Annotated in this window: 11 protein-coding genes; 6 read left to right on the forward strand and 5 right to left on the reverse strand. The window is 72.3% G+C overall.

Annotated elements, in window-relative coordinates:
- Positions 1-144: 144 nt before the first annotated feature.
- The 3 genes from O0S08_RS40425 (at position 145) to O0S08_RS40435 (ending at position 4,183) form a co-directional block, all read left to right on the forward strand.
- Positions 145-633 (forward strand): YybH family protein, encoded by a 489-nt coding sequence (locus O0S08_RS40425; RefSeq protein ID WP_269034836.1) that lies wholly within the window; start codon positions 145-147, stop codon positions 631-633.
- Positions 634-712: 79 nt separating this feature from the next.
- Positions 713-2,035 (forward strand): vWA domain-containing protein, encoded by a 1,323-nt coding sequence (locus tag O0S08_RS40430; RefSeq protein WP_269034838.1) that lies wholly within the window; start codon positions 713-715, stop codon positions 2,033-2,035.
- Between the two features lie 138 nt (positions 2,036-2,173).
- Positions 2,174-4,183, forward strand: coding sequence for a choice-of-anchor L domain-containing protein (locus O0S08_RS40435; RefSeq protein WP_269034839.1), 2,010 nt, complete (start codon positions 2,174-2,176; stop codon positions 4,181-4,183).
- A gap of 74 nt (positions 4,184-4,257) precedes the next feature.
- Here O0S08_RS40435 and O0S08_RS40440 read toward each other — a convergent pair whose 3' ends face one another.
- From O0S08_RS40440 to O0S08_RS40455, 4 genes are all read right to left on the reverse strand, one after another.
- Positions 4,258-5,778 (reverse strand): 4-hydroxyphenylacetate 3-hydroxylase family protein, encoded by a 1,521-nt coding sequence (locus O0S08_RS40440; RefSeq protein ID WP_269034840.1) that lies wholly within the window; start codon positions 5,776-5,778, stop codon positions 4,258-4,260.
- A gap of 75 nt (positions 5,779-5,853) precedes the next feature.
- On the reverse strand, positions 5,854-6,726 hold the full coding sequence (locus O0S08_RS40445; RefSeq protein WP_269034841.1) for a hypothetical protein: 873 nt from the start codon (positions 6,724-6,726) through the stop codon (positions 5,854-5,856).
- Between the two features lie 60 nt (positions 6,727-6,786).
- Complete coding sequence (locus O0S08_RS40450; RefSeq protein ID WP_269034842.1) at positions 6,787-7,953, reverse strand: sensor histidine kinase; 1,167 nt, start codon at positions 7,951-7,953, stop codon at positions 6,787-6,789.
- A 133-nt stretch (positions 7,954-8,086) separates the two neighbouring features.
- Positions 8,087-9,397, reverse strand: a complete 1,311-nt coding sequence (locus O0S08_RS40455) for an N-succinylarginine dihydrolase (protein ID WP_269034843.1) — start codon at positions 9,395-9,397, stop codon at positions 8,087-8,089.
- Positions 9,398-9,467: 70 nt separating this feature from the next.
- On the opposite strand from O0S08_RS40455, the gene O0S08_RS40460 reads away from it, so the two are divergent.
- On the forward strand, positions 9,468-9,974 hold the full coding sequence (locus O0S08_RS40460) for a DnaJ C-terminal domain-containing protein (protein WP_269034844.1): 507 nt from the start codon (positions 9,468-9,470) through the stop codon (positions 9,972-9,974).
- 226 nt (positions 9,975-10,200) lie between these two features.
- Here the strand turns inward: O0S08_RS40460 and O0S08_RS40465 are convergent, their stop codons facing one another.
- Positions 10,201-10,788: a hypothetical protein gene (locus O0S08_RS40465; RefSeq protein WP_269034845.1), complete on the reverse strand. Its 588-nt coding sequence runs from the start codon at positions 10,786-10,788 to the stop codon at positions 10,201-10,203.
- Between the two features lie 650 nt (positions 10,789-11,438).
- On the opposite strand from O0S08_RS40465, the gene O0S08_RS40470 reads away from it, so the two are divergent.
- Together O0S08_RS40470 and O0S08_RS40475 are read left to right on the forward strand one after the other, a co-directional pair.
- Positions 11,439-12,950: a L,D-transpeptidase family protein gene (locus O0S08_RS40470; RefSeq protein WP_269034847.1), complete on the forward strand. Its 1,512-nt coding sequence runs from the start codon at positions 11,439-11,441 to the stop codon at positions 12,948-12,950.
- A 298-nt stretch (positions 12,951-13,248) separates the two neighbouring features.
- Positions 13,249-13,887, forward strand: coding sequence for a glutathione S-transferase family protein (locus tag O0S08_RS40475; RefSeq protein WP_269034849.1), 639 nt, complete (start codon positions 13,249-13,251; stop codon positions 13,885-13,887).
- Positions 13,888-14,112 lie beyond the last annotated feature (225 nt).

Raw genomic sequence — 14,112 nt, forward strand, 5'->3', positions numbered from 1 at the left:
GGCGCCCGAACGTGTGACGCGGAGCACATGTCGCCTCGTAACGCCGCTCAGAGCCGTGTAAGAGCCCGGGGACGCGGTTCAGCAGCCCCCGTGAGCGGCCCTCTCGGGCCCGGGCGGGCTGCGGCGCGAGGGGTCGGCCGGCGTGTGGTCTTGCGGCTGGTCCTGCTGCTGGGTCTGGTCGCGGGCGGGTGCGGCTTCACCAGCAAGGATCGCCGCGCGATCGAGGCGGTGCTGGCGGACCAGGCCACGGCCTGGAACCACGGCGACCTCGAGGGTTTCTTGCGCGCGTACGAGCCGTCGGAGGCGCTGGTGTTCACCGCCGGCGGCGCGATCCGGCGCGGCTTCGTCGCCGCACGAGCTCGCTACCTCGAGCGTTATGGCGCGCGCGGGGCCGAGACGATGGGCCACCTCGAGTTCACGATCCTCGACGTCCGCGGGCTCGGCCGCGACGCCGCGGTGGTCCTCGGTCGCTGGCGTCTGACGGACACGGAAGCCGCAGGCGCGGGTGTCTTCACGCTGGTGCTCCAGCGCGACGCTCGCGGTTGGTCCATCATCCACGACCACACTTCTGTCGCCAGCGAAGACCCACGGCCCGCGCCGCGCGCCGATCCGTCCGCGTCGACGTCGCCATAAAAACAGTCGCGCACGGACAGCGTGCCTGAGTTATAGTCGCCGTCGACCTTAACCTCCGTTTTCGCGCGGGAGAGTGGTGATGCGACGTTTTTCGGGTGTTCTGATCTTGGCTTCTTTCGGGCTCGTGAGCGGCTGCGGCGACAACGGCAACGACACACAGGGTGCCACCGGCACCATGACGATGACGACCACGTTGACGACGTTGACGACCACGCCGAGCACCACCACCGGCAGCGAGTCCGACACGACCGTGCCGACCACCACCGAGGGCACCGGCACCGTCAGCGAGTCGACCACCGGCCCCACCACCACCGAGGGCACCGGCCCGACCAGCACCACCGAGTCGGTCGACACCACCACCGCGGGCCCGACCACCGAGCCGCTGACGTCGACGACGCTGATGACGATGGGCACCACCGGCAACACGCCGTGTCAGGAGATCTCCGTCACCGTCCAGCCGATCAAGCCGAACACGATGCTCGTGCTCGACAAGTCGGGCTCGATGCTGCAGACGTGGGACGCCGACGCCGACCCCAACACGCCGGCCGTCACCCGCTGGTACAGCCTCTACGGCGTCGTCAACCAGGTGCTGACCGACTTCAACGACAAGTTCAACTTCGGCATGAACCTGTTCCCGTCGAAGAACGCGCTGGCCGAGTACAAGATGACGGCCTGCCTGGTCAACGACACCGTCGAGGTCCCGGTCGCCGAGCTCAACAAGGACGCGATCATCCCGGTCCTGCCGGCCCAGAGCAACATGACGATCGCCGGCGGCACCCCGACCGCGCTCGGCATGACGGCCGCGCTCGAGCACCTCAAGTCGCTCGACCCGGCGGTGCCGCGCATCGTCATGCTCGTCACCGACGGCGCCGCCAACTGCAGCACCACCGCCGCCAACCTCACCGAGCTGTTCGAGGTCTACGACGCCAACCTGGCCCCGATCGTCGGCGACGCCTTCTCGGTCGACAGCATCCCGACCTACGTCATCGGCATCGCCATCGACAACGCGCCGAACCCGAACATCCAGGACGGCAACCCCAACACCATCAACCCGTACGAGAAGCTCAACGAGCTGGCGACGCTCGGCGGCACGGCGAAGGCGGGCGACGAGAAGTTCTACAGCGCCAAGAACGCGATCGAGCTCAGCGACGCGCTCAACGCCATCGTCCAGGACGCGCAGAGCTGCATCATCCCGCTCGAGTCGCCGCCGGCGTTCCCCGACAAGACGATCGTCAAGCTCGGCAACACCGAGATCCCGATGATCACCGACTGCGCCAACGAGAGCGGCTGGCGCTACATCGAGCCGATGCCGTACACGGCGCTCGAGCTGTGCGGCACCGCCTGCGCCGACCTCAAGATCGCCGGCGCGGCCGACGTCGAGTACTACTGCGACGCCGGCTGAGCGGCGCCGCGCGGCGGTCCACCCGCAGCTTTCGAGCCGCGCGCACCGTCGCGCGGCTCGTCTGCTTCTTGCGCCCGAACGGCCGCTCCGACGCGCCTCGCTCCGGCTTCTCCGCGCAAGGGTCCCATCTTGCCGGACATGTGGACTCGTCGCCCCCCGGGCCTTGCCTCTATCGCCGCGGTCCTCGCCGCGCTGTCGTCCGCCTGCACCGACGACCGCCCCGCCGCCACGGCGGGTAACACCGACCCGCCGCCCGGCATCACCAGCGTCACGACCGTCGGCACCTCGAGCGCCGCGACCGACACCGCGGGGACAGTCACCGACGGCGGCACCGAGCCGGGTGAAGCGACCTCCATGCCGGCCGCGCCGACGGTCGGCGGCTGCGTACCCGACTGTCCCGAAGGACAGTATTGCCTCGGCGACCTGTGCCTGCCCGGCTGCGACGACGACGGCGACTGCGTCGCGCCGAGCACCTGCGACCTCGCCGACCACACGTGCAAGGGCTGCACCTCCGACGCCGGCTGCGACCCCGGCAGCGTGTGCCAGGACGGCACCTGCATGGCCGGCTGCAGCGACGGCCAGCCGTGCGACGGCGGCCTCGCCTGCTGCGGCGGCGCCTGCGTCGACCCGCTCGCCGACCCGGCCCACTGCGGCGGCTGCGACCCGTGCGAGGCCCCGCTCCACGCCGCCGCGACCTGTTCCATGGGACAGTGCGACCTCGGCCCCTGCGACGACGGCTGGCAGGACTGCGACGGCGACCCCGCCAACGGCTGCGAGAAGCAGGGCAGCTGCCAGTGCACCCCGAACGCGGTCGAGGACTGCTACGGCGGCCCGGCCGGCACCGCGGGCGTCGGCGCCTGCAAGCCCGGCACGCGCACGTGCAACCCGCAGGGCACCGGCTTCGGCGCGTGCGAGGGCGAGGTCCTGCCGGCGACCACCGACCTCTGCGCCAACACCGTCGACGACGACTGCGACGGCGAGGTCGACGAGGACGCCGACGCCGACAGCGACGGCTGGACTTTGTGCGGCGGCGACTGCTGCGACGAGATCGGCCCCGACTGCAGCAACCCCGACCTCGTCAACCCCGGCGCCTTCGAGGTCATGGGCAACGCAGTCGACGACGACTGCGACGGCGGGGCCGACAACGTCCTGCCGGCCTGCGACGGCGGGCTCGCCAGCGACTCGAGCGACCCGCTGGAGTACGCGCGGGCCATGGACCTGTGCCAGTTCACCAGCGAGGACGCGCCGCTGGCAGACCGCAAGTGGGGCGTGATCTCCGGCGCCTTCAGCCGCTCGGACGGCAGCGGCGCGCCGGCCAGCGCCGCGAAGTCGATCCGCCCCGACTTCGGCACCGTCATCGTCCCGCAGAAGAACCAGCGCCTGGTCGTCCTGTCGACCGGGGCCGCGGCCGCCAACAAGGACACCAAGCCGAGCTTCTCCGCCTTCCAGGGCGGCACCGAGCTGGGCACGCCCGCGGCCGTGCCCGCCGACTGGCTGGCCGCCAACGGCGACAACTTCCCCAACGCGCCCGGCTGCCCGAAGCCCGGCGGCGGCGCGACCGGGCAGGACACGATCCAGCTGAAGCTGCGGATCCGCGTGCCCACCAACGCGAAGTCGTTCAGCGCCCACGTGTACTTCTTCTCGAGCGAGTACCCCGAGTGGGTGTGCAGCCCGTACAACGACTTCTTCCTGGCCCTGGTCGACGGCGAGGGCGCGGGCAACCCGGCCGACAAGAACGTCGCCATCTACAAGAACCCGATGAACCAGCTGTTCCCGCTCGGGGTCAACATCCTCAAGGGCGCGCCCGGCCTGTTCACGCAGTGCAAGAACGGCCAGGTCAGCTGCGCCGCCCCGCCGGCCGGGACCTACGACAGCTGCGTCGGCAACGACGAGCTCGCCGGCACCGGCTTCCACAACCTGAACCCCCAGCCGCACTTCAAGGACGACCTGGGCTTCTGCGGCAGCAACAACCAGGTCGGCGGCGGCACCGGCTGGCTCAAGATGTCCGGCAACGTCGAACCCGGCGAGACGATGGAGCTCCGGTTCGTCCTGTGGGACACCGGCGACCCCTGGTACGACTCCCTGGTGCTGATCGACAACTTCGAGTGGTCGCTGCAAGCGTCGCAGCCGGGCGTCAAGCCGGGCTGAGCCGCTTCAGGACATGTCCCATCGAGCATGTCCGATGCGACATGTCGCCTCAGACATGCTTTCGAGGACATGTCTCATCCGCCCTCGACCTCGTCGGTGATCCCGGCGAGCGCGCGGGCCAGCGCCTTCTTGTCCTCGACCTGCATCTGCCGGGCGATCTGGATCCGCTGGGCCTGCGGCGAGCCGGCGCCGTGCATCGACTCGGTCAGGTAGCCGACGGCGTTGCGCCCCATCGTCATGTTCTCGATCAGTCGCAGCGCCCGCGCCCGCGCCTCGGCCGACACGCCGTCGCGGCCGCGCAGGTACTTCTTCAACAGCGGCCCGACCTCGGGGTCGGCGAAGTCGCGCTCGGACGGCAGCGTCGCCAGCAGCCCGCCGGCGAGGTCCTGGGCCAGGCGCGCCAGCTCGTAGGGGAAGCGGGTGACGTTGTGCTTGCACACGTTGGCGAGCATCGGGTCGTTCTGCCAGTTGCCGGCGGGCGTGGCCGTCGACTCGTGCGACGCCGCGATCCCGGCGCCGTAGATCGTCTCGTTGAGGTGGGCCATCTCGACCAGCTTGTCGCGCACGTGCGAGACCTGCGGCACCCCGTTGTAATCGGCGATCAGCGCCGCCGCGCCGATCAGCACGTCGCCGACGCCCGCCTTGCACACGTAGCTGCGGCGGTGATACGCGGTGAACCGCTCGACCAGGTCGGCCGCGAACTCGAACTCGCCGTCCATGAACACCAGCTCGTCGGGCACGAACACGTCGTCGAGGATGATGAGCGCCTCCTGGCCGCCGTAGCGGGCGTTGCCGACGTCGACCGCGCCGCCCTCGAGCGCCCGCGTGTCGCACGACTGCCGCCCGACCACGAAGGTCAGCCCCGGGTGGTCGACCGGCACCGCGCACACGATCGCGTGGTCGCGGTCGCGCGGCCCGAGCCGCATCGTCGGCATCACCACGATCCAGTGCGAGTTGATGCAGCCGGTCTGGTGCGCCTTGGCCCCGCGGATCACCACCCCGCCCGGCTCGCGCCGGACCACCCGCACGAACATGTCCGGGTCGCTCTGCTCGTGCGGCGCCTTGCCCCGGTCGCCCTTCACGTCGGTCATCGCCCCGCCGACCACCAGGTTCTGGCCCTGCATCGCCCGCACGAACGCCCGCAGGCGCTCGTGGTAGGGCGTCCGGTGCGCCTGGTCGATGAGCCAGGTGGTGGCGAACAGCGCGTTGATCGCGTCCATGCCGACGCAGCGCTGGAAGCAGGTCCCGGTCAGCTGCCCGAGCCGCCGCTGCATCTTGTTCTGCTGCACCACGTCGGCCGCCGACTCGGTGACGTGGAGGAAGCGATTGACCCGCCGGCCCGTCTCGCTCACCACCGCGGTCGCCAGCTCGGGGCGCTCGAGCGCGAGGTCGTAGGTGCGCGCGACCGCGTTGATCGATGGCCGCAGGACCGGGTGGTCGACCGGCTCGGCCACCCGCTCGCCGAGCAGGAACACCCGCAGCCCGCGCCCGCGCAGGCTGGCGACGTAGTCCTCGCCGGTGACGATCGGCGGCCGCGGCTTCAACCACGGCGGGGACGGCTCGGTCTCGCTCGACGATGCGGCGGCGCCTGACATGACCGCCAGGATACCCGACGCACCCGCCGCCGGGCACCGCCCAGCCGCCCTCGCGCCAGACCGTCACGCCGCGCATCACTGCGAGCCGGCCGACGCGCGGCGTCGGCCGAGGCGCACGCCGACCAGTCCGGCGATCACCAGCAAGGCGACCACGAGCGGCCACAGCCACGCCGGCGACTCGTCGGACCCGGGGAGAGCCGGCGGACCTCCGGCGAAATTTTCATCGGCGGTATCCACGGGCGGCGGCAGGGACTCGGGCTCGGGGATGAACGACGGGTCGGGCGGCAGATTGCCCTTGCCCGCAGGCTGCGGGCGCAGCCCGTCCACGTACGCGAGGATCTCGCGAGTGCCGTCGCGGTAGGTGTACGTCACCTGGAGGCCGTGCACGCGGAACTCCTCGCCGACGCGCGCGAGCTCGAGGACATCGTGAAAGCTCCGCAGGGGGTCGCCGCTCGGGACGACGCTGTCGCGCTCGAGCACGAAGCCGGTGTCGCGGACCCGTGGGTCCGCACGGAAGAATTTGCTGCGACCATCGGCCCCGAGAGCGTCGATCGCGGCGATATGCAGCCCGTCGCGCTCGCCCTCGCCCTCGCCGGGCAGCGGCGCCGTCGGCTCGACCTTCAAGCCGGTGACGTCGACCACGTAGAGACGGGACTCGCGGCAGTGGTACGCTGCACGATGCCTGCGGCCGGGACGGACGATCTCGTAGTCGACGAGGGCGGGCAGCTCGCCCTCGGCGTCGGCGACCTCGGCGGCGAGCGGCTCGCCGGTCCGGTAATCGCAGAGGACGGGGTACGCGACGAGGACGCGGCCCGAGAGCGCGTCGAGGCCGATGAGCTCGTAGCTGTAGTAATGGGCCTGGAAGCCCGACGCCAGCCCGTCGGCCCGGGCCGTGCTCGCGGACAGCAGGGCCAGCGCGAGGAACGCGAGCCGAAGGCTTGCGGACATCGGCCCCAGCATCGACCATGCGAGGGCGCCCGTCCAGTGGCGCTCGCAATGCTCGCGGCGCTACGCCGGCACCGCCATCGGCATCGCCTGCGCCTGCCGCGGCAGCTTGCACGTGAAGGTCGTGCCGTCCTCGAGGCTCGAGCAGACGTCGATCGTGCCGCCGTGCGCCAGCACGATCTGGCGCGAGATGTGGAGCCCGAGCCCCAGCGAGGCCCGCGTCTGCAGCGACGAGTCGCTCTGGAACGGCTCGAAGATCGTGGCGCGGCGCTCCTGCGGGATCGGCGGGCCCCAGTTGTGCACCTCGAGCACCACAGCGTCGCTGTCGACGTCGACCCGCGTCCCCACCCGCACCACGGTGCCCGCCGGGCTGAACTTGAGCGCGTTCGTCAGCAGGTTCGAAAGCACCTGCGCGATCCGGTCGGGGTCGACGCGCGCCTCCATCGGGTCGTCGCACGCGTACTCGATGATGCGCTCGGGGAACATCGTCGCCGCCTCGTCGATGGCCTCGCGCACGAGGCCCCGCAGCGAGACGTCCTGCGGCCTGACGGGGATCCGGCCCGACTTCCGCTCGTGGGTGTAGTCGAGGAGGTCGTTGATGAGCCGGGTCGCCCGGTGCGCGCCGGTCTCGATCCGCAGCAACAGGCGCGCCGTCTTGTCGTCGGCCGCGCCGCGGCGGACCACCGCCTCGGCCGCGATCAGGATCGCCGCCAGCGGGCTGCGCAGGTCGTGCGAGACGATCGCTATCAACTGCTGCTCGAACTCGCTCGCCCGCTCGCGCTCGGCCGCGCCGGCCTGCAGGTCGCGCTCGCGCTCGCACGAGTACTGGTCGACCGCCTCGGCGATGCCGTCGGCGAAGGCCGCCCACAGCGCTCGCACGTCGGCCATCCGCACGGGCACGCCCGACTCGTCGATGGTGTCGAGCAGGACCTCGCGCAGGATGTTGTACTCGACCACCAGAGTGCGCAGGTCGAAGCCGACCCGGTAGCGCTGACGGCCGTGCTCGCGGGCGACGTCCTCGACGGCGAGCGGCGCCTGCGAGCACCGCCGCACCGCGGCGGCCACCTCGGCGAGGAACTCCGGCAGGCTGTTGCGCAGGGTGGTCGCGCTGAGCTGGGCGTCGACCAGCGCGTGGCCCCGCATGCGCTCGCTCCAGCGCTCGATGATGTGTTCGCGGCGGCGCTCCAGCAGCTCGGCGAGCGCACAGGCCTGCGGAGATGGCGGCGTCATGGTCCCGTCAATGTAGCCGATGTCCAACAGCCGGGACCGGGCCGCGGGCGCCTCGCCGCCGACCACGTCACGGATGCTGGGCCAGCCCCGGAGGAGCCGCCGGCGCCGCGCCCTCGCGCTGCGTTCGCCGCGGTCAGCGCTGGAACGAGTAGACCGAACCCAGCGCCAACAATTGCGTCAGCTCGTCGAGCGCGGTCCGGACCTCGCGCAGCAGCTGCGGGTCGGCGAGGTCGTCGGGCGTGAGGCGGTCGCGGTAGTGCTTCTCGACCCAGGCGACCAGCGCGGCCTCGAGGGCGTCGTCGACGATCACGCGCCCGCCGAGCGCGGCCATCTCGCGCTCGTCGAGGGTCACGCGCAGGCGCAGCGACGCCGGGCCGCCGCCGTGGCGCAGCGCCGGCCGCAGGTCGACCTCGCGGATCTGCGACACGTGGCCGTCGGCGACCAGGCGGTCGAGGTAGCCGCGCGCCGCGACGTTCTCGCGGGTCTCGGCAGCCACCAGGAAGCCGAGCTGTCCGTCGGGACAGGTGTAGAACTGGCCGCCGAACACGCTGGTGGCGACCGCGTCCTGCAGCGGCAGGTCGGCGTTGCGGGCCAGCGCGACCTGCAGCGCCGAGCCGAGGCGCCGCCGCAGCTCGGTCAGCACGCTGCCGACGTCGCGCAGCGCGAGCTCGTGGATCAGCAGCAGCGAGCCGTGCGCGACCGCGAGGACGTCGGTGTGCGAGGCGCCGCCGTCGAGGCCGTCGGGGTGCTGCTGCGGGAACAACACCCGCGCCGCCTCGAGCTGCAGCAGCCGCACCTGCGCCTGCGAGGCCTCGATCGTCTGCCGCGCCGGGAACCGCGCCGCCGCGTGCCGCACGTACGCGCCGCGGCCCCACGCGAACACGTGCACCGCCGGCCGCTCGCCGACCTTCAGCCGCAGCGTGTTGGCCGCGCCCTCGTCGCCGAGCTGATGCACCCCGGGCAGCGGCGCGTGCACGGCGAAGCGCGCCTCGTCGCGGAAGATCGCCGACAGCACCGCGTGCGTGGCCTCGGCCTCCTGCGAGCGGTGCAGCATGTGCTGCAGGTTGGCGACCACGAAGTGCACGCGGCCGTCGCGCGTGTCGCTGCTCGGCGCCACCGTCGCCGCGTTGGCGGCCCACATCGACGAGGGGTTGCTGCACAGGCGCAGCCACATGCCGTCGCCCTCGCCCGCGGCGCGCAGGACCCGCTCGTCGTCACCGGTGAAGCCGACCCGCCGCAGCCAGTCGACGTTGGGCCGCGGCTGCGGCGGCAGCACCGCCTGCTGCAGGCCGAGCGAGCGGGCCAGCCGGATCTTCGTCAGGCCCGCGAGCGCCGCGGCCTTCGGGTTGGTGGTCGAGCCGGCGCGCTGACTCGGCGCCACACCGGCGGCGAGCCCATCGTTGTAGGTCGGCCCGATCAGCCCGTCGAAGTTGACCTCGCCCATGTCCTCGGGGTTTTGGCACCACCGAGGGCCGTGGCGCAAGCGCCGGGGCGCGCGGTATAGTGGCCGCGCGTTGACGCAGCTCGGCAGCATCTTCGAACCCGAGGCGCCCGGCCCCCGCGGACGCGACCTCCACGCCGACGTCACGGTCCCCGCCTGGGCTCTCGGCCTCCCGTTCGCGTACGAGGTCCGCGTGCCGCTCGACCTCGCGGCCGAGGGCGGATACGCGCGCCGCACCGTGTCCTCGCTCGACACCGACGACCGCGTGCGCCTGTCGCTGCCGGCCGGCTTCCCCACCGGCGGGGTCGTGCGCCTGCGCGGCCAGGGCGAGGCGCTCGCGGGCGGTCGTCCCGGCGACCTCCTGGTGCACGTCGAGGTCGACCGCCGCCGCACCGAACCCCCGCCCGAGGTGCGGCTCGCCCTCGCCTCGATGCCGGCCCCCGCCCCGCCCGCCGAGGCCCCCGCCCCTGCCGTCTCCTACCGCCTGCCCGTCCACGGCCCGCCGCCGCTCGACGCCACCACCCTCACGTGGATCGCCGCGCTGCTGGCCCTGGTGGTCGCGGCGATGATGTTCAGCTGACGCCCTATCGGGCATGTTCTCCTGGACATGCTTTTTAAAGCATGTCCGATCGGGCATGCCCTCGAGGACATGCCCGATCCGTCACCCGCTTCACCGGCCGCCGAGCTGACCGCGGCCGCTCGCTGGCCCTCGAAGCGCCTCGCCGCTTCAGCCTTCCCGAGCCTCGCCGCCCGCTTTATGCGCCGCGCCACGCCTCGCGCGCCGGCCCCCGCGAGGGCCCTGGCGCTCACGAGCCGAAGTAGAAGCCGATGAACACCCCGAGGTACACGGTGTTCGACATCGGCCGGCCCTTGGCCGCCGGCAGGAAGCCGATCCAGCCCAGCTCGGGGCCGATCGAGAGGCCGCCGCCGCGCTTGGGCCGGCGCTTGGCGGCGCCCGGGAAGAACTCGTAGCGGACCGCCGCGGTGAACACCGCCCCGCCGAAGCCGGACCGGTCCTGTCGGCCGCGCTCGCGGACCGCCCCGCCGCCGGCGCCGAAGCCGGCGCGTAGCGACAGCGGCAGCTGCTTCTTGGCGGCCGGGTAGAAGCCGAAGTCGACCAGGAACGCGCCCTGCAGCAGGCGCTGGCGCGGGTCGGCGTTGCGGTAGGCGAGGTTGCCGGAGATCTCGACGCCGATGCTCATCCACGGGTAGATGACCTCGCCGACGCGCAGGGTGCCGCCGCCGCCGACGAACGGGTTCGGCGTCGGGAAGTCGTTGACCCGCGCGAAGCTGACGCCCGGGCCGAGCGTGCCGCCGACGTAGGTGCCGTCGACCCGCGGCGGCTTCGCCGAGGCCGGACGCGCCGGCGGCGGGGCCTCGGCCGGCGCCTCCACGGCCGCCGCGTCGGCCGGACCCTCGAGCTTGCGCTCCGATCTCGAGCTGTCTTCGGAGCCAGGTTCTGCCGCGGCGCCGTCGGCGGGTGCCGAGCTGTCCGAAGGACCAGGTGCGCTCCCCGCCGCAGCCGGCGACGACGCAGCCGGCGGTGACGCGGCCGGACCGGGCGCCGAGGCTGCCGGAGCCGCGCCCGCGGCCGGAGCAGGTGACGCAGCCGGGCCGGGCGCCGACGCGCCCGCTGCTGGCGCGCCAGACGAGCTGTCCGAAGGAGCAGGCGACGACGCGGGCAATGACAGGGCCTCCCCTCTTCCCGCCGCGGCCGACGACGGCGCCGCAGCCGCGGCGGTCGCGGAGCTCGCGGCCAGCGCGAGGGCCACCGCGATCGCAGAGCCCCACCGGGTCCGCCGCGAAGCGCGACGCGCCGGTGCGAGGGCGGGAGCGGGCGCGAGTCGCCGGGGCGGCGCGGGGACGAAGGTCACGGCGGAGAGCATGGACGAGCCCCTGCGTTTGGAGCAAGCGGGTTGCCACCGCGGGGCCGCGCGGCTATCGTCCGCGGCACTTCGGCGACATGCAGCGCAGGCGGCTCATCGAGGGCGTCGGGAGCTTTCTCTGCGGCGTCGTCCTATCAGCGGCGGTGTACGAGACTGGCTTGCGCCAGCCCAACGGCGGGCTCGAGGCGCCGGGCGATCACCCCGAACCGCCCGCCGATCTCGCGCCGGAACCCGCGGGGCCCGAGGCGTCCGTGATCTCCTCCGCCGCCGAACCGGCCGGAGCGCCCGCGATCGCCGCGGACACGCCGGCCACCCCGGCCGATCCTTACACGCCCGACGCCAACCGCACCTTCACCGCCTTCCCGCCGGTCTACGCCGCGCCGCCGGAGTGGACGCCCGAGCTCGAGGCCAAGTACCCCAAGCACGGCCTCGTCACCGGCCTCGCCGCGCTGGTGCGCGAGCGGACCGAGCGCGACGCCCCGATCCTCGGCATCCTGCGCATCGGCACGCGCGTGCGCACCGACACGGAGCTCAGCTTCGGCGGCGGCTGCACCAAGGGCTGGCACAAGGTCTACCCGACCGGGTGGGTCTGCCTCAACGCCGGCCTCGAGGTCGCCGACGCGCCGCCGGACGACGGCGTGGTCGCCACCCCGCGCCCGCGCCTCGACGCCGCCATGCCCTACGAGTACTGGCGCGTCTCGCACGACGGCACCCCGTTCTTCCACCGCCTGCCGGCCTTCGGCGAGCAGGATCAGGCCGACATGGCCGCAAAGACATGGCTCTCGGAACATGGCCGAGCGCTCATGCCGACCACGCCCGCCGATCGCCCGCCCGAGGTCCCGGCGGTGGTCAAGGAGTACCTCAACGCCGGCTTCTACGTCACCGTGGCCGGCGAGGCGGTCAAGAGCGAGCGCAAGTTCCTCCGCACCCTGCGCGGCACGTTCGCCCGCAAGTACCAGCTCGAGCAGCGCGAGGGCTCGACCTTCCAGGGCCTGGTGCTGCGCGGCGAGGAGGACCTGCCGATCCACTGGATCGTGCGCGAGACGCCGCTGCAGCGCCGCTCGGGCGAGGGCGACGCGCTGATCAAGCTCGAGGACAAGAAGCCGATCCGGCGCTCGCGCCACCCGTTCGTCCGCAAGGTGACGATCGGCACCGCCCGCTTTTACGAGGACGCCGAGGGCAACCTGTTGCCCGAGTACGCCGTCGGCCAGTCGTACAAGCTGAAGCGCCCGCCCGGCGTCGGCCCCGAGGAGAAGTGGGTCCACGTCGACCTGTCCGAGCAGACCCTCGTCGCCTACGTCGGCGACCGCCCGGTGTTCACCACGATCGTGTCCACCGGCAAGGAGCCCGGCATGACGCCGATCGGCGTCCACCGGCTGCAGAGCAAGCACATCGCCACGTCGATGCGCGACCAGCCGGTCGAGGACGACGCCTACTCGATCGAAGACGTGCCGTGGACGCAGTACTTCCACAACAACGTCGCCCTCCACGGCGCCTTCTGGCACGGCGGCTTCGGCCTGGTGCGCAGCCACGGCTGCGTCAACCTGTCCCCGCCCGACGCCCGCTGGCTGTTCGGCTTCACCGCGCCCGCCCTGCCCGACGGCTGGCACTCGGTCACGCCCGCCAGCGGCGCGTTCGGCAAGGCCTCGGCGGTCGTGATCACCGAGTGAGCGGCGACGTCGCAGCTGCCGAACGGCCGCCGAGCTGCGACGACCGCGAGCGACGCGCGACGACGCGATCGTGACCTGCGGTGATCCTTCGCGACATCACCGCGTCGTGCGACGATCGCACGCGCGCCTCACCTCGCACTCGCGCCGAGCTCGATGTAGGCGACTCTCCGCGCATTCGCGTTGCGCGCGAGAACATCGTCGCTCCGCCCGCTGCGACACCTCGGGCCCCGCGCGGACATGCGCGCGGCTGTCGTGATAAACATGGCGCCCACTTCCGCGAAGCAGGAGACGCGAGACGATGAAGGTCTACGGGCACCCGATGAGTACGTGTACGCGCAAGGTCCTGATGACGCTGGCCGAGAAGGGCCACCAGGCCGAGTTTGTCATGGTCGACATCATGAAGGGCGAGGGCCACAACGCCGAGCACCTGGCGCGGCAGCCGTGGGGCCAGATCCCGGCGTTCGAGGACGACGACGGCTGGCAGTTGTACGAGTCGCGCGCGATCTGCCGCTACCTCGACGCCAAGCTCTCGGGCCCCTCGCTGATGCCGGCCGACACGCGCCAGCGGGCCCTCGTGGAGCAGTGGATCTCGATCGAGACCTCCAACTTCACCGGCCCGGCGATGAAGATCATCTACAACCTCGTGTTCGGCAAGCTGTTCGGCAAGGACCCCGACATGGCCGCCGTCGAGGAGGGCCGCAAGGGCGTGAAGAAGGCCGTCGCGGTGATGGAGCGCCAGCTCGAGAACCGCAACTTCCTGGTCGGCGACGGCCTCACTCTCGCCGACATCTTCTTCATGCCCTACGTCGAGTACCTCGCGGCCGCCGGCGAGATCGGCCTCATCGACGCCAGCGAGCGCGTCGGCCACTGGTGGCGCCGCCTCAGCGAGCGCCCCACCTGGCAGCAGACGATCGGCCGGACGAGCGCCGCCTCGTGACCCACTCGGCGCTCGAGAGCCGCGCCGCCCCCACGACGGCCGCGGCCGGACCTGTCCTCCAGGACACGCCCGGCGCGGCCGTCCCCGCTCGAGCCGCGGAGAAACCTGTCCTTCCGGACATCTCGAGCGCGCATGCGCCCCCGTGCGAGCCTGTCCTTCCGGGCATGTCCCGCCCGGCAAGAGCCGCGGATCATTCCGCCCCTCGAGCCGGCTCCTTCACACATG

This window comes from Nannocystis punicea, from assembly GCF_026965555.1.
Classification (GTDB): Bacteria; Myxococcota_A; Polyangia; order Nannocystales; family Nannocystaceae; genus Nannocystis; species Nannocystis punicea.

Excerpts from the sequence above, each read along its gene's own strand:
- O0S08_RS40455 (WP_269034843.1), bottom strand. The coding sequence starts at position 9,397 with ATGGGCGAGGTCAACTTCGACGGGCTGATCGGGCCGACCTACAACGAT.
- O0S08_RS40435 (WP_269034839.1), top strand. The coding sequence starts at position 2,174 with ATGTGGACTCGTCGCCCCCCGGGCCTTGCCTCTATCGCCGCGGTCCTC.
- O0S08_RS40440 (WP_269034840.1), bottom strand. The coding sequence starts at position 5,778 with ATGTCAGGCGCCGCCGCATCGTCGAGCGAGACCGAGCCGTCCCCGCCG.
- O0S08_RS40445 (WP_269034841.1), bottom strand. The coding sequence starts at position 6,726 with ATGTCCGCAAGCCTTCGGCTCGCGTTCCTCGCGCTGGCCCTGCTGTCC.
- O0S08_RS40430 (WP_269034838.1), top strand. The coding sequence starts at position 713 with ATGCGACGTTTTTCGGGTGTTCTGATCTTGGCTTCTTTCGGGCTCGTG.
- O0S08_RS40450 (WP_269034842.1), bottom strand. The coding sequence starts at position 7,953 with ATGACGCCGCCATCTCCGCAGGCCTGTGCGCTCGCCGAGCTGCTGGAG.
- O0S08_RS40475 (WP_269034849.1), top strand. The coding sequence starts at position 13,249 with ATGAAGGTCTACGGGCACCCGATGAGTACGTGTACGCGCAAGGTCCTG.